Raw genomic sequence first — 20,703 nt, forward strand, 5'->3', positions numbered from 1 at the left:
TCTTCTGTCCAGAAGGCCCTTGGTCTGGTTCTTGCGCGACACCCCGCCATCTTTTCTGATCCTTGGTCTGGCTTGGTCAGGCAAACGAAACAAAATTTAGGTAAAAATATTCTGACGTATCAATAAGATGCGAACTTCTGCCGATAGAAGTGTATATGAAAACACAGCATATCTTAGCATGGGTTCTCTGTCTTACTATGTTTGGAACGATCTCCTGTTCGGGAGACGAAGCGGCATTTCCGTCCGTGACCGAAACTCCAAGTACAGATCCGGGAACTGATCCAGGAACAGACACAGGGACAGATTTGGATGCGACAGTTCCGGATGGCACCGGCTTGTATTTCCGTCTGGGGATCAAATGGGAATCGGCTGCTGAAGATTCCGCCTTTACGAATCTGAGTCGCGCCGAAAGTGGGGACTGTGTTGTGACGTCTGTCACACCGGATATCACCTGCAGCTTCACAATTCCAGAGGGGCAGCTCTACTACAGCACTCTTCAGTTTAGAATGGGAAGTAAAGCGGCGGCCTCTTGCCCGATTTTAAAGTTCCGTCCGTACTATTATCAGAAGTCAGCGGCCTCGCCGGTGGCGGATGATCCGGGAACACCGGGCGATGAAACTGCTCCGGGTTATACACCTTCGGGCTCTGACACCGAGTTGTCTTGCGCTGATGGCAAAGATGCTCTGTGTTTTGGTGGTGCCGCTCCTCACATGGTGGAAGGATTCCCGGAAAATACGGGTCGCTACTTCCTGCCCCAGGTGACACCGGAATCCAGCTACACCTTGGATTCAGAAAATAAATTGCGCTCTTATTATGGCGCTGGCGTGAACTATCTGGTGACCAATGACCTTCCGACTCCTGATCGCGCTGCGAATGCGAATGCTCCGGCGGATCTAGCGGCCTCCCGAGAGCGCGTTGGTGGCACCTTTAATGACTACTACGTGTGGTGTGAAACATTCTGGGCTGAACCTGTCTTCAGCATCAAAGTCATGATCTCGGATGAAAATGAAGATCCGACAGGTGGCTTGGATCAGTACCCGGACTGGCCGGGTGTGAACAACTAGAATTGGATTCAAAAGCTATGAAATTTTCAGAGACTCTGGGCTTCCAGGGTCTCTTTGTTTGTGGCAACAGCCTTTGTGGGGATTTGTTCGGCGATGTACTCTGCAATGGCGGCAATGGTCAGCGAGGGATTCGGGCCTGTGGAAGTGGGCAGAATGCTGCCGTCGACTACGTACAAGCCGGGGTGTCCATAAACTTCACCCCAGGGACTGACCAAGCCGGTTTCGGGGGTCTCTCCCATCGGGCAGCCCCCCAGGGGATGAACGGCCACGACCTTGTTTAAGTAGGTCAAAGGGTTATCAACAAAGAATCCGCCAATTCTTTCCGCGATCTTTTTCATCTGTGTTCTGAGACGATCAAAGTGTTCCTGGCTGCCTTCCATTTTCCATTTGATCACCGCTTGGTTGTCTTCGCGTAGCTGCATTTCACCATCGGGTTTGTCGCGTCCCATTCCCAAAAGAACGAAGCATCTTTTCGTGAACTCGGCGCGATCAATGGCGCGAGCGAACTCTTCTCCGACATTGACGGGGCCGGTGTCTTTGGCGCCAAGGATTCTCAAGGCGTATTTCTTTAGACTTTGTGTTATCAAATTGGTCAATCCGGCCAGTCCGTGCAGTTGCGGGATTTTTCCCGACAAGTACCACGCAAAGCCCACGGGGAAACCGGCCTCTTGCAGATACATACCGTGCGGATAGCCATCGGCATAGTCTTGAAAGTTGTATTCAATGGCGCTTGTGATCACCGGACCGTTGGTTGCATCGACATCTTCTTTGGAACCAAAAATCAGCCCCAGAAGATCCCCGTTGCCGCTCCATTTTTTTCCCAGCCAGCGATTCAGATGTGGCAGGTGACCGTGTTTCTTCATTTTAAGAAGCAATGATGTGGAACCGACAGATCCCGCCGCCAGAATGACTTTGCGGGAGGTGAAGCTGTTTTCCTGCTGTGGAAACTCCGGGATCACATAAGTCACTTTATAGTGATCGCCTACGGATTCAATGCGTACGACCTGGGCGTGAGTTCGAATATCCAGAGCGTCCGGGCCGCTGCGAAGATGGCGCGCCCGGAACAGATAGTTTAAATCCAATGTGTTCTTAGCCTGGATGTTGCAGCCAATGTCGCAGTCGCCGCATTTGTTGCATTTACTTTGCAAAGCTCCGTGAATGTTATGTGTTTGATGGCCGGGGAAGCCTCCCTCAAAACGCACCGCCAAGGCGGGCAGAGCAAAACGAGGCGGTTCTGTGCTGCCTTCTGGCGCCGGCATTTCTTCGGAAAGACGTTTGAGCAAAGCCGTCTTTGGAGTGTTGCGATAGTAGTTCTGGCTTTCGAAGGGGTAGGGTTTGGCTTCCATCATCTGCTGAACTCGGTCATAGTATTTGTCCAGGGAAGATCGGCGGTAAATCTGCGGCCAACCTTTGAAGAACCGGTCCGGCATGCGATACAGGACATTGGCATAAATAAGGCTGCCGCCCCCAAGGCCACTGGCGGTCAAAGTCAGAACATCGCTGTCAGGGTTGTCACGAATTTCCATCAAACCGAACTTCTGATCTTCCGGTTCCCAAAACATCCGTTGTTGGATGTCGTGGGGGCGGCGGGGAAATTCATTCATCCTCCACTGTCGACCGCGCTCTAGCAGGCAGACTTTATATCCTTTTTCCACCAGACGGCAGGTCATGACAGAGCCGCCGAATCCCGAACCAATCACGATATAGTCAAAGTCCATAAGAATCCTAGGCAATGCGCAAGCGTGCCTTTGTCTGAGGTTGTTGAACAGAGTGTTGTTTTAGAAATTGAACAAGTTCCGGAAAGATCTCCTGATCGCAGAACTGCCCCATGAATATATCCTGATGGCCATAGTGAGCGAACTCCCGGTACTGCACTTGCGTTTCGTTCAGAGTTCCCTTGAAGGCTTCAAAGGTGAGTCTGTTGGATTGGGGGAAGATATGATTTTCGGCACCGGAAATTAAAAGAGTCGGGGGGAGCTTCCGTTTCTTCATTTCTTCCAGATAGTTGATCTTCCCGTCCCAAGAAACCGATTGTTTTTGCAGCAACATCTTTCGAATGTGCTTATGGTAGTGAAAGCTGGTGCCACCAAAAAGATCTGCCAGTCTGCGATGGGTGGTTGGATGGATATTGCGATGGTTAAAAACGGCCGGGAAGCCCCAGCCCCACATAAAGCTGATCATATGGCAGGCCGGCTCTTTGCATTCGCGACGTAATGATCGCTCCATGGCGGGAATCCATTTACCGAAGGTGGTCCCTGGCATGTAGGGAATGCGCGGACTGATATAAGGATATCCCAGAATATTCTCAAGCAGTTCGGGCCCGACCATCATCTTCATCATCGCGGGCCGATGAACCTGAGGAGTCAGAGAAACACTGTTGGCCGTGATACTGGCAAGGTTATCCACATACCCAGCAGCATAGGAGGCCATAAACGCCAGCGATCCCACGCAGTGGGCGATCACATGAATACGCACATCTCTTCCGCATTGCTCTCGGATGTACTGAAGGCTGCGGGGAATGTCGTACTCTGCAATATCATCGATCGTGTAGCGATGGGGGGTCAGGTTGTATGTAAAGCGGCCGCTGCCTCGCCAGTCCAGCGACCAGACATCACTAAAACCGGATTTATGCAGGTGATTCACCAGATTTTCGTGTTCGGGCATGATGAACATGTCGGTGGAAGACGTCAGTCCGTGAATTAAGAGCACCACATCCTGACTGGGCTGGGTTTTAAAGCGCTGGATTGAAATGCTCAGTCCGTCGCGGGTGTCCAGGGGGTGCAGAGTGCATTCACCTTGATGCACACCTTGAATGGTCTGGGGCGGGAAAAAGTGTTCATTCCAGCGTTGTGTGGTTGTGCTGAAGACGAAAGGTGCGTAGACCTCCCACAGATTTCCCAGAAAAGCTTTGAAGTATTTCAGGATCAACTGCTTGTCTTTAATGGCGGATGCGGCGTTGGTTCTGAAAGTCGTAAGCTGCTTTAAAAAATCAGCCGGACTGATTTTTAGAATGCCGACACCGGTGATGGTCTTGTCACTGAAGTTTTCATATAGGGAATGACCTTCCCACAGATAGAAGTACAAAGTCGTGGTTTGTGACCAGATGTCGGCTGTGTTTTCCTTCAGCAGGTTCTTGTATCCGAACAAGGTCCACTTTTTTTTCTCTCGGTCTGTGAAAAAGAGGGTGTAGTGCATTTCTTTGGCTGTATTGCGGTCCGGGCTGGCCGCGGGGCGGGTAAAGAGATGAAAATATCCTTCTTCAATAGACAAGGAATCACCAAAACGAATGTCTGTGACAGTGCCCGCAACAGTCGAAGGAGCGCTGTTGTCGCCGAAGAATTTTTCCAGATTCGGAACTTGAATGGTTAAACTGAACTCGAAAGGCAGGCGGTCAAAACGTTCAGCTTCTTGTTCAAACTCATTTTGTGAGAGGGGAGAAGATGGCGACAGAGTGAACTTCTTCGAGACAAAGAATCCAGACATTCTTTCTTGAAACTCGAGTGCTGTGGCTTGCTTGGGCATACAACAATCCTTTGTTTGTTGATTCAAATTACGTATTTTTCGCCGGTCAGTAAATACGTCACAAGCCTAGGTTTCATGGACGCAGCGATGATTTCGCGGACGCAAAAAGAAATACTGTTCACAACGCACCAGCCGATCAAACGACATGGAAAGTTGTAATTATTGAAAAAGACGCAGCTTGAAAAAAGCCGATTGATGCGGACATGAGGTGGTTTATTTGTTAATCTATTTTTACATCAGTAAAGGAATCTTTGGGTTCCGGGGCACTAGGTTCCGGAAGTTTATGGATGGTAGGGTCGCCATCATAAGGAGTGCCCATGGATCTTCCTCAGAAGTTCGTGAACCTTTTGGTTATTCTTATCCCTCTGGTTGTGCTGGTTTCAGCGTTTTTCATTCTGGATTATTTGCAAAAGAAGAAGAAGAAGGATGTGGACTAGCCTCCGGATGTCTCGGAATGAAACAGGCTCGACCTAGATCCTGATATTGATCCGGCTTTGTTTTAGGCTTAAAGGGAGGACCGGAAAATTCCGATATTTCCCTTAGACATGAGCAAAAAGAAAAAGAAATCTTCAGCTGCTGAGAATCTCATTGAGTCATTGATGGATGACCTCAAGGATATTCAATCCGAGTCCTCGTATCGTGCGGGCGGCTCTGATGATGATTTTGCCGGCTTGCCGGGTCTTGATGCTGATGAACACCGTCTGGAGAAAACCTCGGCCGGGAATCTTTGGGACAGTCTTGAAAAAGATATCGGCAAAGATCCCAGCAAGGAACTGGATGCCTCAGAATTTATTGGTGGGGCAGACTATTCGGCAGATCCCGAAGCAAGTTCTTACGAGGGCTCTTTCAAAGAGGCCGTTCTTGAAAGCTCTGAAGATTCAGAGGATGTTGGTGACTTTGAAATGCCCGAAGGGTTTGGTGATATACCAGCCTCCGAGCGTTTCATGGTGGGCCCGTCCGTGGGTGAGGAGGAGCGTTTTGACGGTCCTTCCGCAGATGCGGGCTATCAGTCCGCTGAGGATCTTGCATCCCCTCCGACTCCGACGATGGATGATGACTCCACTCGTCCGGTCTTTAGTTCTCCGGCTCCGGCGGGGGAAGATAAAACAGTTTCCATACAGCAGGATTTTGGTGCGACCAGTTCTGTGGTAGGCACTGATGCCGACAAGACTGTGGCGGTTGAAGGTTTTGCCAATGCCCGTGTCGGTGCCCGCAAGGCTCCGGAAGTGGATGTTAAGGTCAGCGTGGGTAATTTCCGTGGCAGCCGTGGCTCTGCCAACGTGATGACGTCCGTGGATGCCAGTCTGGCTCAGGCTGAAAACCTGAAGCTGGCGCAGCAGCGCATTCTGGAACTGGAAAAGGAAGTGGAATTCCTGCGTGCGGAAAATGAAGAACTGGCTTCTGCCGGCGAAATCATCCGCTCCCGCACGGATGACCTGACCGTCCGTATTTCCGAGATTGAAAAAGAAAAAATTGAAATGCAGGAATCCGCACAAAGCGAGATTCTGATTCTGAAGGGCAACCTTCAGTACAAAGAAAATGAAGTGGCCAAGGCCCGCATCAAGGTGGAAGAGCTTGAAGCTAGACTAAAATCCGACTTCAAGAAGATCCGCGTTCGCGAACGGGAGCTGGAAAACCGCCTGGAATTGCTCCGTGCGGAAAAGTCCGCCCTTGTTCGGTCCAAAGATGAGTATATTTTAGAACAGAAAAGAAAGATTGATCAGCTCTCTCAGGAACTCGATAATTACCGTAAGAAATGTCTTGAGCTTAACAAGACGATCGAGGCCAATCAGGATCAGGTCAAACGAACCGAGCGCGCACTGCGTTTGGCTTTGACGAACCTGGAGGCGAAGGAAGAGAATCTCGTTCCGTTGAAGAAAGCTGAGTAGTATGGAAGCCACTTCCCAGGTTGAGAGTAGCGAAGGCACCGCCGTCGCGAAGCCCGCTCCCATTAAAAAGGTTAAGGTCATTATCAGTGATCTCCATTTGGGGAAGGGTCGCCTATTGGAACAGGGCGGGATCAACTCGCTGGAAGAATTCTACTATGGTGAAAAACTGGTGGAGTTCATCCACTACTATTCCACCGGTATCTATCGTGACTACGAAGTTGAATTGATTATCAACGGCGACTTCCTGAATTTCCTGCAGTGCGACTACAAAGGGCATTTTCTTTCTGTGATCACAGAAGCGGTCACTCTTGAAATTCTGAAAGACTGCGTGAACGGTCATCGCAATGTTTTCGCCGCGCTGGCCGAATTTGCCGCCAAACCCGGGAACACCATCACCTATATCGTTGGCAATCATGACCAAGGCATGTTGTGGCCCGCTTGTCGTGCTTACCTGAATCAGGTTATTGGCACGCCGATTCGTTTTAAAAATATCGTGTACTTCTTTGATGGCGTGCACATCGAGCATGGTCACATGCACGAGGCCGCCAATCGCATGGACCCCAAGAAATTCTTCCTGAAAAAGGATCTGGTGGAGCCCATCTTGAATCTGCCTTTTGGATCTCACTTTTTCCTGGAGGTCGTGCTGAAGATCAAGCAGCACTATCCGCATGTGGACAAGATTCGTCCATTCGGAAAGATGTTGCGCTGGGCTTTCCTGAATGAAACAGGGACCATGATCAAGGCCTTCTTTATGGCCGTGGGATACTTTATTAAAAGTGCCTTTGTGAAGGATCCTCGACGCCATTGGCCCTTAAAGCGGATCATCCAGGTGATCGCCGAAAGTGCCATTTTCCCTGATCTGAGCGAATCCGCCCGCAAGATTCTGAACGATGAACGTGTCCACACTGTGGTTTTTGGCCACACGCACGTCTATCAGTATCGCCAGTGGTCAGAGAATAAAGAATATTTCAACACAGGAACATGGACTGAAGTCACATCTTTGGATATCGTGTCTTTGGGAAAAATCACGAAGCTGACCTATGTTCTTATCGAGTACCCGGAGGACGGAGGACGACCGCGAGGGCGTTTGAAGGAGTGGAAGGGTTATCACAAAATCGAAGAAGACGTAGCCATTTCCTAACCGGCCGATGAAAACAGCCCGATCGACTGCGTTGTCGGAAAACCTTCTCGCTCCGACGTGCTTTGAGCACGCCTGCGCTGCGAGGGTTTCCCTCCGCGTGGGCTTCGCCTCAAAAATGCCAGGGCATTTTTGTGCGCTTGGACCGTTTTGATTGACCTTCAGCTTTGGGTATAATCCCTTTTTTTAAAACAGGATTTTAATATTTCAGAAAAGAGACATTGGTATGTTGGAGATTACTCAGGGGCTGCATAAGGTGGATCCAGTTGTTTTGGGGAAGTGTCAGGAGTCTTTGAAGTTGTTTTTACAGCGCAAAGAGATTGGATTTCCGCAACTGATGGAGCGGGTTTCTTTGTGGCAGCAGTCCTATAAAGTGGGTACGGAGCTGGCAGAGAAGTTTAAGAAACTGGTGATTGTCGGTCTTGGCGGAAGTTCTCTGGGCACTCGTGTGATTGCCGAGGTTTTTCGCGCTCGCAACATGTACTTTGTCGACAATGTCGATGCTTTGGATTTTGAAGCCATGATCGAGGAACTGGGCGATCTGAAAGATGTCGCCTGGGCGTTTATCTCCAAAAGCGGAACGACGATTGAATCCTTGTGTGCTCTGGAACTGGTGGATCAGATCTATCAGGAGGAAGGGCTGTCCCTTGCACGCAACAGTGTTGTTATTTCTGAAACCAAAGACAGCAGTCTGACCAAGTGGGCGCGTGATAATTCTGTGGCTATTTGTGAAATCCCACTGGATATCGGAGGGCGTTTTTCTGTGCTCTCTCCTGTGGGAATGATGCCGGCGGCTTTCCTGGGCTTGGACCTGGAAAAATTCCGTGTGGGCGCGATGCGGGCCCTGAACGATACGGCGGTGATTACTCAGACCATGGCGCAAGTGGTGCAAAGTTATCAGCGGGATGAATGGATCACGTTGTTGTGGATCTATAATTCCCGTATGAAATCATTCGGAGCTTGGTATCAGCAACTTTGGGCAGAGTCTTTGGGGAAGCCTGTCACACGTGACGGGAAACCAGCAGCACGCGTCAGCACTCCGATGTGTGCGGTGGGGGCTTCAGATCAGCACTCCATTTTGCAGCAGGTGATGGAAGGCACGAAAGACAAGTTTGTGATCTTCCAACGTGTGGAGGAATCCGAAGGCGGCTCTCAGCGAATTCATCGGGCTCAATTTAAAGAAACGCAGGATCTTCAAGGTCGTACGATGGGTGAGCTTCTGCGGGCAGAATGTTTGGCCACGCAAGAGGCTTTGAGTCAAAATGGGATTTCAACGATGACTCTTAAGACGAAGGTCCTAGACGAACACAGTCTGGGGTACATGTTCATGTACTGGCAGCTGGTTGTTGCGGGTCTGGGGGAATATCTGCAGATCGACGCTTTCAATCAACCCGGTGTCGAGCTGGGCAAGAGACTAGCGAAAGAGAAATTGAAGAAAGCATGATTGTCATTCGTCGCCTCGGGGACTTATACTTTTTCCTATGGCTCACAATGATGACAATTCAGACAACTTAGAAAAAACCAGTATTGTTGCCAGCGACACCTTCAAAGGTCGTTTGAAGGAGGCCGATGATGTGCCTCCGGCAATTGTTGTATTGATTGGACCTCCGGGTTACGTCGGAAAACAATATCCCATCACGGCCAGTGACATTGTGATTGGCCGCTCTGTTGAAAGCCAGGTTTACATTGATGATAAAAGTTTAAGCCGTTCTCACGCGAAATTTGCCGTGAACGGAAGTGAAGTGTCTGTCATTGATTTGGGCTCCACCAATAAAACTATCGTGAATGGACAGGTGATTCCGCCTTTGGCCTCTTGTCTTCTGAAAAACAATGATCAGATCAAAACTGGTAACGTGATTTTCAAGTTCCTGGAAAAAGGCAGTATTGAAGCCATGACCAACGCGGCGATGTACGATCGTGCGCAGAAGGATGCTTTGACCGGGGCTCATTCCAAAGGGGCTCTTTTGGATAAGGGACCTGAGGCCATGAAGCGCGCCGAAGTTCTGAATGAACCCTTCAGCCTTGTGACTTTTGATATTGATCACTTTAAGAAAATCAACGACAGCTTTGGTCACCCGGGCGGTGACTATGTTCTCAAAGAGCTGTGCCGTATCGTGATCACGAAACTGATTCGTTCCAATGACTTCTTTGCCCGTTATGGCGGAGAAGAGTTCGTCTTGCTGTTGTCCGGATCTCCGTCAAAGACTGCTGGCGAAGTCGGCGAGCGTATTCGCCAGACTATTGAGGCCCATGACTTTGTTTTTGAAGGGAAGAAGATTCCGGTGACAATCTCTGTTGGGGTTGCCACAAAACTTCCGAACGAGACCGAGTGGACTCAAGTATACGACCGTGCCGATAAGGCCTTGTACCAATCCAAACAGGGCGGCCGTAACCGCACCACGATTGTTTCATAAAACTATTTGCATCGGGCTGCTGTAATGGCGGCTCCGGTGGTTGTTGTATTCAAAACCAGATCTGCGCCACAGCGGCTGGTTTTGGCAACTCGGCGGGCCTCTGCACAGGCTTCCTGCGAACTGAAATAAAACACTTTGCCATCCAGATCAGAATAACGGCTGTCCACAAACATGACCTCAGACGTTTTGTCATTGCAGAACAAGGTCGCAAAGGCAGAACCATCCTGACCGTAATAGCGATCCACAACAGGGGTCAGCTCCCGCACAGAATAAATGCGGAAAGCGCGCACACTGGTGGCATGGCTCAGCGAAGAAAGCAGAATCAGTAAAAGGCAGACAGACAGGTGTTTCACGAGGCCTCCTGTTTTTAAGGGCTCCCTGAAACTCTATCCAAGAAAGCCGGCGGCTTTAACATATTATATAGAGGACGGGTCAGACACTGCTGCGCAGAAAGCAGAATGCAACGTTATAGACCTTGGTCCAGCCCATAAGTGATGCTTATGGGCGTCATAACAAAATGCGTAATTTCTAAGATATTTCATATATTTAGAGCCACTTTGACTCCTGTCATTTAGGCATCATCGTTGCAGTAGTGAAAGAGTGTAGGCACCGCGGGTTTGGGGGCGAATTTACCGGGGGCTGAGGGGGGCAGAATGGCTCTTCTGGGAAAAAAATTCAGGACGTTAACCGAATTTAGACAGAAACGAGTCAAAGTATGGAGAGAGATCTAAACGTGACGGATCTTGAACTGGTAGAAAAAGTTAAGTCTGGGGACAGACGTTCTTTTTCCGAACTCGTGAAACGACATCAAAGAAGTGTGCTGCGGTTGAGTTTGAGGTTTGTAAAGGACATGGACACAGCGGAGGATGTGACGCAAGAAGCGTTCATCAAAGCTTACGAGAAGCTCAATACCTTTGAAGGTCGCGCTTCTTTCAAGAGCTGGTTGTTCCAGATTGCAGTGAACACTGCCAGGAACAAAATTCGCGAGTGGAAAAGAGACACCGTGGATATCGATGATGTTCAGTTGGCAGTGGATGCGGAAGCTGAAACGACACTGGTTCATACGGCGGTTTCTGACATTCTTAAGAATGAAGTAGAAAAGTTGCCATTTAAACAGAAAACAGCCCTGGTTCTTCGTGTTTACGAGGATCTCAGCTTTAACGAGATCGCTGATATCATGGAATGTCCATACGACACAGCGAAGGCGAATTACAGACATGCGTTGATGAAACTTCGTCAGACTTTTGAGCAACAATCAGAGCTCAAAAACTGGACGGAAGAAGTAGGTGGCTTCTTCCTCGAAGTAAACCAGAGATTTGCGGAAGCAGAAGGATAGGAATAGCACATGGACAAAGTGGACCGTATGGATCGCATGGATAAAGTGCGAAAGGGGTTGAAGTCAGCCGATGATCTTGAACTGCCCATGAACGATGATTTCTTCGATCGTTTGCACGACAAGATCATGGCTGAGGTTGAACAAACCGTGATTCAACCCACCCCCGTGTTGATGACCCCCAGAAACTTGCTGCGCTCGCACTGGCGAGGATGGCTTTATCCCGTCAGCGGCGTAGCATCCCTGTTCGTACTGGCGTCACTTTTGATCCCTCAGGTGTCAAAAGTAAACCAGACGATGACCCGCGCCGGCCTGCTGAGTGATGGCCATGAAAGAATTGTCTCTGAGGCCCTTTTGTCCCCAGAGGAAATTTCCCAGACCTTGATCTCCACGCAGAGCGAATCTGACTTTTTTATGGACGTAGCTCGCGAATCATTCGAAAATTTATCTGTAGATAAATTCAATAAAATCATGGGTGAAAGCGGACGCTAACACCCTGACTTCGGGTGATAAGACGTGCGCAGACTGACTCTGTTCTTACTTTCAATTTTCTGTCTAAATTCGGCTTTCTCCGTGGCGGCCCACGCTGCGGAGAAACGCAACCAACTCGAAGAACTATTAATCTGGAAACTGAGCGATGAGCTCAAGCTCAACACCGCTGAGGAAAAGAAGTTTTCCGACATCGTCCGGGAGATCAATAAAAAGAAAGCCCAATTCAACCAGGAGCTTCAGGTTTCTGTTGAAAGGATGAATAAAGCAGCGACGGCCAAAGCCAAGGAAGAGGAACTGACCTCTTATCGCAAATCCTTGCAGAGTTATGGTCGGATGAGCGAGGAAGAGTTCGACAAGCTTAAGACTCTGCTGGGGCCAGAGCGCATGGTGCAGTATCTGCAAATCAAGCAGGATCTTACCAATCGAATAAAGACGATGCTGACTAATCCTGAGGGCAACCCCAAGGCCACCAAGCCGCTGCCTGCACCCAAGCTGATCGAGGAAAAATAAACTAGCGGCAGTCTTTCCCGGCAGGACGTCGATCCCCCCAGCGCACGGCGGGGGCATAGTCTGCTGAAGAAACCAGTTCCCCTTGAAGGGATCTGGAGGCCATCTCCCATGCAGATGTCTGTCGGCCGGGCCAGTGCTCAAAGCGGCACTGTTCCAGTAGAGCCTGGCCATCGCTGATATCACCGGCCAGATCGGCATCGCCATCAGTTCTTTTCTTCCAGTCATAAAGATCGCGCACTTGCAGGTAAGCATCCCGGATGCGTTTGTCGCGGCTGTCGGTTGAGAACTCGTCACGCAAGTCACCCGACAGGCAGCGGTTGCCATTGCTGGCGACTTGGCTCCATCCCTGATGAACCAGCTTGGCGCGAGTTTTTAGCAGGCCACAGATACTTTCCACGACGACATCCACACGTTCTTCAAAAGTCGGGATGCGCGTGCGCAGCAGTCGACGGATTTCTTCGTGCCATTGAAAGATCTGTCGGCGGTTGATCAGTTTTAGCGGTGCCCAGTCCGCAAGCTCAAACTGATTCAAACCGAAATTGGGCAGATTTTCCGGGCGCTGGCCATAGTGACCAGGTTGCTTCCAGATTCTGTAACCGGCTCTTTTTAAAAGCGGTGCCATATACGGATTTTTGCTCTGACTCAAAGTGCGCACCAGCCTCGGAGAGGTTGATGAAATCACCTCCACAAAACCGGTGTCGGTGATGGATTTGACATACTCTGCATGTCCGCCATTAAAGCCCGTGCGGCGCTTTTCCTCGTCCGACAGGTGGGGGCTTAGGAAGATCACACCTGGGCGGAAGCCTTCTTTGGAAATCTGCACGTGATAGGTGTCCAGCTCCAGCGTGTAGGTGGAGCTGAGATCGCTGACATATTCCAGAAAGCCGCGCAGGCGCTGTGCCTCGGGCAGATGATCCCAGCGAGACATCTTCTGCGTGATGTAGCTGCCACTTTTAGTCGGGTCGGCAAATTGAACCGGCAGACCATTTTTCGCCGCAAAGATAATTCGCGCGGCATAGACGGCATCTGCACAGTCAGTTTTCAGACCATAGAATGGCGAAGTGGGGGATGAAAAGATCTCGGCGTGAAATTCTTTTTCAATGAAAACTGAAAAGGCCACTTCATGCTGTGGAGTCCACGATTGCTGGATGCTCCACACGGCAGCATGTCCCCACGACGGCAGCAGAAGAAACAACGACCAAAGAACCAGCTGTTTCATCGTGTTAGTTCAATCCGGGCCAGGAGGATTCCGTGGCCTCTTTGATGATGTCGGTGCCGACGGTGAATTCAACCTGATCTTCTGTGTTCTTGCGGGGGGCCTGGCTGGTTTCCTGGAATTCGAAACGAATCAGGCAGAAACGAGGCACATTCATCGGGTTTGAATTCAAAAGCAGACGATAGAATGTCACTTGCAGAGAAGGGAAGTTCATGAAAGGCGCGCTGGAATTACCCAACATCAGGCCCGGAGCGGACACTTCGTTCAACTCACGCGGCCCGCCGTTGCTGCGGTATTCACAAACATAGTAAGAGCGAACTTGCAGGCCCGAATTCTGAATGTATTTGCGGTTCGTTGCCCCCAAAAGAGTTTGGATGCTGTATTTACCAATTGACAAGTCTTCCAACGGATTGGAACCACCATTGCCATTGCCATTGCCATTGCCATTGCCATTGCCATTGCCATTGCCCCCGGGGCCGTTTCCATTTCCAGGGTTTTCATTGTCGACACTTTCAGGGTCGTTGGCATGGTCAGGATTCTTGAACTGGCCATAGCAATTGCCATTGCTTTTTTTAAGTCCCTTGTCGCAAATTCCATTTTTGGAAGGCGTTTCATACACCGGCCCCAGATAGCAGAAATCAAGGTGGTAGGTGGCTCCATAGTGCTCACTGGCCAAGTTCACAGTCAGCTCGGTAATGTTGTTAAACCACTGGGTTTGTGGAGGGGAATAAACTTGAGGCTCCGACGAAGACACCAGTACATCTTTATCGATCGGATTGTTGTGACGATCAGAAAGTTCGAAGGTCAGGGAGTCACTTCCCGCCATCGGGTTGGTGATGACTTCTGACTGGCAAAGGGGGTTTTCGCAGGCCCCGGAATTCTGAGCCGGTTGCCGTGGGTGAGAAATTCCCAGATTGCACAAGTAAATATCTTCCGAATATGTTCCATTTGGAAGGGGTTCGTCTTTTTTATTTTTGATATTCACCTTGGAAAAGGCCTGCAGGCTTACTCCCAAGGTCAAGAGTATAGCAGTAAAAAGACGAATCATTTTGGGGCCTCACAGTTTACAGCAGGGTCTTGTTGGAAAGATTGTGTATAGTTGCCCAGCACTGGAGATTCACGTTTGTAAGTATACTGACCCAGTTTCAGGGCCCCAGATGACGCGTCTGCCTCCAGAACCTTAAAGCGCGTTGTTAGCTTGGAGTAGAATTTAGTCTTCCCGGCATCAGCACAGGATGACTTGGACGGATTGCAGACTTTTTTGTAATAAGACGGCCATTGGTTGTTGTCGCCAAACATGCGCAGGGACTGAATAGCCTGCTCTACGATTTGATTGGCATCGCCTGAACTCAAAGAGGGCAAACCTGCAACCGGTCTTAAGCCGCGACTGCTCGTGAAACCCGGCAAAGAACTGATAGGGTCGATGCCCGCAGTTCCCAGCGTTCCCTGGATATTGATCAGGAACTGGAAGAAGTCTTGAGTTGCCATGGTAAAGTCGTCAAGGGGGTCAACGAACAGAGTGACTAATTCGTATTCGTCACCGGCTTCGATGTGAGTTTCTTGCAGATTATGAGGGACCGTTTTTAATAGGCCCTGCCATTGTGGGAAGATAAAGTCAGCATACCACCATGAATCGACAAGTTCTTTTTTGCCGTTGGTGGCAATGCGATACAGTTCCATCTCTGCCGCAACCGGAGCCATGAAGTTATTTGGGGTCGAGCAGTTGCCTTGCTTGCAGCTGTTCTGGCCAAGGTTTGAAGCCGCCAAAGATGTGATGATAGTGTAGGTGTTGTTTTGCCCCGTGATGCTGATGTTGCCCATGTGTGTGTCAACCATGAAGTCGGTTGGGAAACGTGGATTCTCTTCACCATTGTCTTCGGTCAACGCCATAAGTTGCTCAGAGGGTTGAATATAAAGACGTCCTTGGCGTGTACCCAGGGCCGTCAAATCAGGGCTCAGACCGGAGTCGTCCCCGGAAAGATAAGAGTTAAGTGCAAAGGGTATGTCCTGGGGATTGATGCCATGAGTTTTGAGGAACTCAGGACTTCGACATTCATCCTTCAGAGCCACACTGATGGAAACTCGGTTGAAGGGTCTTAGTCTTAGGAAGCAATAGTCGCCTTCCATGCGAATGTAGCCGCGGTTGTCATTGGTGACTTTGCAGGCTTTTTGATCAACTTTGAAATTTAAAGCGCGGCCTTCGAGATCAGCAACCGAAAGATAGGTGCATGATTTCAGGATCTGATGCTGTCGTGCCACCAGACTGGCTGTGGGATAAATCGGTTCCTTAAGCTGGAACGGAGAGTATTTAAAGGAGCAGCGGGGTGCTTCCATTTTACCGTCAAACACCAAATCGGAAAAGTTGGCATCCACCTGAGGTGAAACAATGCCGACTGCCAACATCAGGAAAGGACCGTCAGTAGCAGCACAGTGTTCAACAAGAGAGGGAACTTGGGAAGTCTTGGCACCGTTGGAGAATCGTCCAACGGCACCTGTTTCGGAATTCAAAAAGATGTTCAAGGCACCGAGATTCTGCATTCTGCAGGCCGCAAAGCCCGAAGAAGCAGAGACCAGAACTCCAAGAAGAGTTGCGAAGGTAAATATTTTTACAACATTTGATTTCATAACAGCCTCTTGGAGTAATCCGGTATCAGTAACTAGTGAACTTCTTCAATAGTTGTGTGAGTGCAAAGCTCAGCACCGTGACGTTGCCATTTTCTCAGGTTGAACTTCAATGCGTTTGCAGAGTTCAAAGTCTGACGGCCGTTTGTCTCAGTGAATACATATCTAACTTTGCAGAAACGTGGAGTTTTTGTGTTGTTTACGTTCAACCATTGACCGTTGTTGCCACCAGCAGACTGAAGACCGGAGAAGTTCAGGTTCAAAGCACCGCTACCGAAGTCAGTTGTGCCGAATGCGGAAGAGGAAGCAGGAGTAGCCGTTGCGAACAAATCACCAGCAAGCTTCTCAGTTGCTTTGGAAGCGTTGAATTGGAAAGTCGCTTCGTTGATTGTTGTGTCATAGTAACCCTGGTTGTTAGCTGCATTTTGCAAGCTGCCCAAACCTTGTTGGTCACATACTACGTGTGCTTTTACTTGAAGACCGGAAAGCTTCGTGTATTTCAAAGCGTCAGCAGTAGCTTGTTCCAAGCCAGGAGTGCCCACAGCGCCAGTGCCGTCTTGAGCATGACCAACTGCAGAGTTCAGGAAGTCAGTTGCAGAAACCTGAGCGATGATGTTGAAGTTAGCAACAACATTGTCAGCATTGTACTCGATTTGTGGACCACGATAGCAGATATCAACGAAGTACTCAGCAATATAAAGCTCAGAACCCAAGTTGAAAGAAAGGTCACCGATGCGGTTGCCATAGGCTTCGTTTTCGCCGTTGCTGCCGTTGAACAATGCGTTCCAAGCACCACCGTCTTCAGAAGATCTAGTTACAGTGTTAGTGAAAGCTTGACCAGCGGAACCAGCAGAAGGGTGATCTGTCCAAGGAGCATAGCTAACTTTCATGTAGTTCATCAAAGTGTCGCCGCCGTTTGTGCCAGAGCACACGCACTGAGTGTCACAGATTTCTTTGGCTGTGTCACACGCAGTTGGAGTACAGGAAGCACCTGTTGTTTGGTTGTAGCAAACTTTGCCAGTTTGAGCTGCTGCACGGATACCCGCGTTACAAGCATAGATGCTTGGACCAGAGCTGAATGTTTTGAATTTGAAACGCAAAGAAATTGCGTTCGCGCTTTGTGCAGAGATCAATAGCATAGCTACTGCTGCGAATTTCATAATGTTAGTCATTGTTTTCTCCTTGTTGATCTAACGTTCTGTTTTTAAGGTTTGTTTAACTTAATTTCTTGGGCGCCGGATTCGACTCGGGGTGAGTATTCCAGCACCTGCATTTCCTGATTATAAGGACCCGTACCGTCACAGATGACGTACTTGATACGAGTCGGCTCATTGTTGAGGTTCTTTTCCAGAACCAGCAACGGCTGCGCGGAAGGGTTGGGGCACAGATTCTGGAAACGAGTCTGCACTTCAACGCTGTCGATAGCCGAATAGAAGTTATAAATGCTTCGAGCCGCAATAAAGACGTGACTGCTTTTAAAAACTTTGGCCGTATCCTGCACCGGAACAGCCTGAAGGGTGTTGCGATAAAGACGGTCCACCTCAGTGAAGACTGTGCGCAGAACCGGGTTGGCTGTGCCCAGGCAGTTGAAGCAAAGCTCCTGTTCTTTGTGGCAGGCGTTTTTGTCACTGCAGACGGTTTCACACAGGCTTTCATCAGCCCGGCAGAACAAAGTCACGGTGTCGATGAATTCCCCTTTGGGCCCCACTTGGACTTTGGATTCAATAGTCCAGGCCTGGGCGTTCATGGTTCCTAGCAGAATAAGGGCGGTCAAAAAATGCTTCATAGTCTATTTCCCCAAAGCTCTGCGGCAGCTTTTGCTCCAGCCATAAACATTCGTGACCCGGAACTTCTCAAGTCGGTTTTCGTTGCAGTATGCGGTGATAGAAATATCACCTTCGCAAAGATTGGTTCTTAGGACAGTGTCCGTGCTCAAACCTTGGTAGTCCCCGTTATTGTGGATGTAGGCGCTGTGAACCTTGGCATTATAGGTCTGCTCAAAGTACTGAGCCGCTTTGGCGGCACACGTGTCCGCGAAGCAGTTGAGGCCTTTTCCCAGCATGTCCACGCAGTGAGTAGGGATCTCGCCATACTTTTTGTAAACCTCGGCGGCATAAGCCGGGTTCACTGTCCATCCACGCGGAATGTTAACCTTGTCTTTTTTTGCCTTGAAGTACTTCTGGAAGGTGCGGAACAGATAAACGATGAACTTGGCAGGGTTCACGCCACCACTCCAGCTCGCTGTAGAGGCCGCTGCCACCGCAGTGAAATTCAAGGTGCAACCGCCGCAGAAAGAACGCTCGGTGCTGGCCCCGTTGGCGAAGTCTGTTGCTTTCAACGAGATGACTTCGCTTTTTTGTTTGGAATCGCAGTAGTTCACGGTCAGACCTGTGAATGAATAGAAGTTATAGTGCTTGATCCCGTTGGTGTTCAAGGACACCGCACAAGGGGCTCCCAGCAAAGGACCGAAATCAGCAACCAGCGAAGTTTGTGCTTTGGATTTTTCAAGGCGAGGATCAAACTTCAGAACCCCATTCTTCATCAATTGATTGAACGACACCACTTTCGGGGCGGTGAAATTCACATCCAGATAGATGGGAAGGATGTTCCAGCCGAAAAGGGCTGTGTTGGCAAGATCAATCATGAAGACCTTGTTCATGCGCTGGGTTTGGAACCACGGATCATACATTTTGCAAGTCGTCAGTTCCGCATACGGGTTGAACAGATTGGGATCTGAGGATTTGCCAGCCAGTGGGATCAACGCATCCGCATAGACGGAAACCGCATAAAGATCGACAACGCTTTTCACGGCCAAACGGGCGCAGTCAATGGAGCTGCTGCAGAGGGCTTGAGCGCCGCCGACAGTCTGACTGCTCCAGGAAAGAGTTGGCATTCCAGAGAATGTGGCTGGCACAAACGGAGCGGCCTCGGGATCTGGACCGATTTGCAGCATTTCTTTGGCCCAGGCGGAAAAACCGTTTTTGCTGACGGTGTAGCCGGGTTTATTCCAGAAGTTTTGTTTTTCAAGCTGATTGCAGGTCGCCAGAATCGGAGCGGCAAGCTTGTTGAAGAAATCAATGTGCTCTTTGATGGGTCTTCTTTCGGAATACTGCATCTGAGTCATGTTTTTAAGTTCAGCAATACGGTCGATATTGGATTTAAGGAAATCCAAAGAGTTATCACCGGCCAGGCGCACTTCCGTGCACAGATAATAAAGCTCGTTCATCAGGTTTTCCGATGAAGTATTGGAGGCCAGTTCTTTGTTCAATCCATGGGTCAAGAGATCCACGCCCAACTGATCCTGCAACAGATTCAGATGCATGGTGGCCGCCTGATATTTGGTTTTGATCAGCGCACGAGACTGAATCAGGTTCTTGCGGAAATTAGACAGCCAACCCTGAGCTGTGTCGTGAGACTGCGTGCCCAGGAAGTCGTTGTTGACGCCACGAACGCCTTTTTCAAGAAGCTCCAGTTCGGTGCCTACCGGGACATTGTCGAATTGTTCCGGAGTCACGGAGTCACTGAGTTTTGCCAGTTCACGAACACTGTTGACGGAAAGATATTCGCTGTCACAGGAAGGCTTGGTCATGCTCTTGCAGCCGTTTGGAGAGAACATGATGGATTCTTCCAGCGCGATAGAGCGGAACAAACGACCAAAGGAAGGGCTTAGCATTTCCACTTCATTGGTGTTGCGCCATGCCCAGGAAAGATAGATCTTCAGGCTGTTCCAGAAATCGAAGCCCTGAATTTCAAGAGAGTTTTTGTTGGTCTCCCAGTCGATTTGCAAAGTCACAAAACGATTCGGCAGTTTGTCATCAGAATCAAAGCAGCCCGTCAGATAGTCCGCCTCGTTCAGATACGCCAGGGCGATATCCTGCAAATTGGCTTTGTTGACCTCGGAGTTGTGAAGGTGCCCTTGCAGGGCCGAGAATTTTTTAATGTAGTAGCAGCCCAGGCGGTCCTTGGAAGCATGCAGAGGGAAGTTGTCCTGGGTGAAGCGATCATAAGCGGTCAGGTCCGCACGTTTGCCAGCTCGGGCCCAGATGCCCGCCAGATAATCGTTCATATCGCTGCAGTTGTTGCCGGCTTTTTCACATCGTTGGGAGGCGCCCACATACTTGGTAAGCTGGGCCGTTTTCAGATTCGTTGGCAAAACCGGCAAGTGGCCACGAATCATTTTGTTCATGATATTCAGGGTCATGTAAGCCACAGAAAGACGGAATTCTTTCATGGCCTTGTTACTGTACTCTTCCGGGGCAAAGCCCTGAAGTTTTGCGACGGAGTTAGCCAGTTTCCCAGCGTTGTAACCATCGATCATCACCAAAACTGACGAAGTCGGTTTGTCAGCATCCAAGGCACATTGCGCTCTGTTGGTGAAATTCAGAGGACTCAGAAGTGTCGTCTGGTGCGCTGGCACCTGTGCCAGCGCCATTCCAGGGACGAATCCTGCCAGAATAAATCCGGAAATTAGAATTGAGATCTTTGCGGTGATCCTCATGAGTC

General features: G+C 49.7%; 17 protein-coding genes. 8 read left to right on the top strand and 9 right to left on the bottom strand.

From position 1 onward, the window contains the following. Nucleotides 1-155 precede the first annotated feature (155 nt). Nucleotides 156-1,064, top strand: coding sequence for a hypothetical protein (locus ACZ50P_RS03120; RefSeq protein WP_464133359.1), 909 nt, complete (start codon nt 156-158; stop codon nt 1,062-1,064). Between the two features lie 26 nt (nt 1,065-1,090). Here ACZ50P_RS03120 and ACZ50P_RS03125 read toward each other — a convergent pair whose 3' ends face one another. After that, nucleotides 1,091-2,782, bottom strand: coding sequence for a GMC oxidoreductase (locus tag ACZ50P_RS03125; RefSeq protein WP_464133360.1), 1,692 nt, complete (start codon nt 2,780-2,782; stop codon nt 1,091-1,093). A 7-nt stretch (nt 2,783-2,789) separates the two neighbouring features. Continuing rightward, nucleotides 2,790-4,586, bottom strand: a complete 1,797-nt coding sequence (locus tag ACZ50P_RS03130; RefSeq protein ID WP_464133363.1) for an alpha/beta fold hydrolase — start codon at nt 4,584-4,586, stop codon at nt 2,790-2,792. Between the two features lie 545 nt (nt 4,587-5,131). On the opposite strand from ACZ50P_RS03130, the gene ACZ50P_RS03135 reads away from it, so the two are divergent. The 4 genes from ACZ50P_RS03135 to ACZ50P_RS03150 all read left to right on the top strand — a co-directional run bounded on the left by ACZ50P_RS03135 (nt 5,132) and on the right by ACZ50P_RS03150 (nt 10,027). Then, complete coding sequence (locus ACZ50P_RS03135; protein WP_464120148.1) at nt 5,132-6,475, top strand: hypothetical protein; 1,344 nt, start codon at nt 5,132-5,134, stop codon at nt 6,473-6,475. A gap of 1 nt (nt 6,476) precedes the next feature. Continuing rightward, nucleotides 6,477-7,616, top strand: coding sequence for a hypothetical protein (locus ACZ50P_RS03140; RefSeq protein ID WP_464120149.1), 1,140 nt, complete (start codon nt 6,477-6,479; stop codon nt 7,614-7,616). Between the two features lie 223 nt (nt 7,617-7,839). Continuing rightward, complete coding sequence (locus tag ACZ50P_RS03145) at nt 7,840-9,057, top strand: glucose-6-phosphate isomerase (RefSeq protein WP_464120150.1); 1,218 nt, start codon at nt 7,840-7,842, stop codon at nt 9,055-9,057. A 37-nt stretch (nt 9,058-9,094) separates the two neighbouring features. Beyond that, nucleotides 9,095-10,027 carry a diguanylate cyclase gene (locus ACZ50P_RS03150; RefSeq protein ID WP_464120151.1) on the top strand — a complete coding sequence of 311 codons (933 nt, stop codon included), beginning with the start codon at nt 9,095-9,097 and terminating at the stop codon, nt 10,025-10,027. Between the two features lie 2 nt (nt 10,028-10,029). On the opposite strand, the gene ACZ50P_RS03155 is transcribed toward ACZ50P_RS03150, so the two are convergent. Further along, nucleotides 10,030-10,380: a hypothetical protein gene (locus ACZ50P_RS03155; RefSeq protein ID WP_464133365.1), complete on the bottom strand. Its 351-nt coding sequence runs from the start codon at nt 10,378-10,380 to the stop codon at nt 10,030-10,032. 362 nt (nt 10,381-10,742) lie between these two features. Between ACZ50P_RS03155 and ACZ50P_RS03160 the strand changes: the two genes are divergently transcribed. From ACZ50P_RS03160 to ACZ50P_RS03170, 3 genes are read left to right on the top strand one after another with little or no spacing between them, the layout of a single operon-like run. Then, the gene (locus ACZ50P_RS03160) at nt 10,743-11,363 is read left to right on the top strand and encodes an RNA polymerase sigma factor (RefSeq protein ID WP_464120153.1); all 621 of its coding nucleotides are present in this window, start codon (nt 10,743-10,745) and stop codon (nt 11,361-11,363) included. A gap of 9 nt (nt 11,364-11,372) precedes the next feature. Beyond that, nucleotides 11,373-11,852 carry a hypothetical protein gene (locus tag ACZ50P_RS03165; RefSeq protein ID WP_464120154.1) on the top strand — a complete coding sequence of 160 codons (480 nt, stop codon included), beginning with the start codon at nt 11,373-11,375 and terminating at the stop codon, nt 11,850-11,852. A 24-nt stretch (nt 11,853-11,876) separates the two neighbouring features. Further along, the gene (locus ACZ50P_RS03170) at nt 11,877-12,362 is read left to right on the top strand and encodes a hypothetical protein (protein WP_464133367.1); all 486 of its coding nucleotides are present in this window, start codon (nt 11,877-11,879) and stop codon (nt 12,360-12,362) included. Nucleotide 12,363: 1 nt separating this feature from the next. Here the strand turns inward: ACZ50P_RS03170 and ACZ50P_RS03175 are convergent, their stop codons facing one another. From ACZ50P_RS03175 to ACZ50P_RS03200, 6 genes are read right to left on the bottom strand one after another with little or no spacing between them, the layout of a single operon-like run. Next, a complete protein-coding gene (locus ACZ50P_RS03175) occupies nt 12,364-13,581 on the bottom strand; it encodes a hypothetical protein (RefSeq protein ID WP_464133369.1) in 1,218 nt (405 codons plus the stop codon). Nucleotides 13,582-13,585: 4 nt separating this feature from the next. Beyond that, nucleotides 13,586-14,626 carry a hypothetical protein gene (locus ACZ50P_RS03180; RefSeq protein ID WP_464133371.1) on the bottom strand — a complete coding sequence of 347 codons (1,041 nt, stop codon included), beginning with the start codon at nt 14,624-14,626 and terminating at the stop codon, nt 13,586-13,588. Further along, entirely contained in the window at nt 14,623-16,203 is a 1,581-nt protein-coding gene (locus ACZ50P_RS03185) for a hypothetical protein (RefSeq protein WP_464133373.1), read from the bottom strand. The genes ACZ50P_RS03180 and ACZ50P_RS03185 overlap by 4 nt, the downstream gene beginning before the upstream one ends. 32 nt (nt 16,204-16,235) lie before the next feature. Then, nucleotides 16,236-17,372 (bottom strand): protease, encoded by a 1,137-nt coding sequence (locus tag ACZ50P_RS03190; RefSeq protein ID WP_464133375.1) that lies wholly within the window; start codon nt 17,370-17,372, stop codon nt 16,236-16,238. 32 nt (nt 17,373-17,404) lie between these two features. Next, nucleotides 17,405-17,986: a cation-transporting ATPase gene (locus ACZ50P_RS03195; protein ID WP_464133378.1), complete on the bottom strand. Its 582-nt coding sequence runs from the start codon at nt 17,984-17,986 to the stop codon at nt 17,405-17,407. Between the two features lie 3 nt (nt 17,987-17,989). Further along, complete coding sequence (locus tag ACZ50P_RS03200) at nt 17,990-20,698, bottom strand: hypothetical protein (protein ID WP_464133380.1); 2,709 nt, start codon at nt 20,696-20,698, stop codon at nt 17,990-17,992. Between the last annotated feature and the right edge of the window lie 5 nt (nt 20,699-20,703).

The sequence above is a fragment of the Bdellovibrio sp. CKG001 genome, from assembly GCF_055397465.1.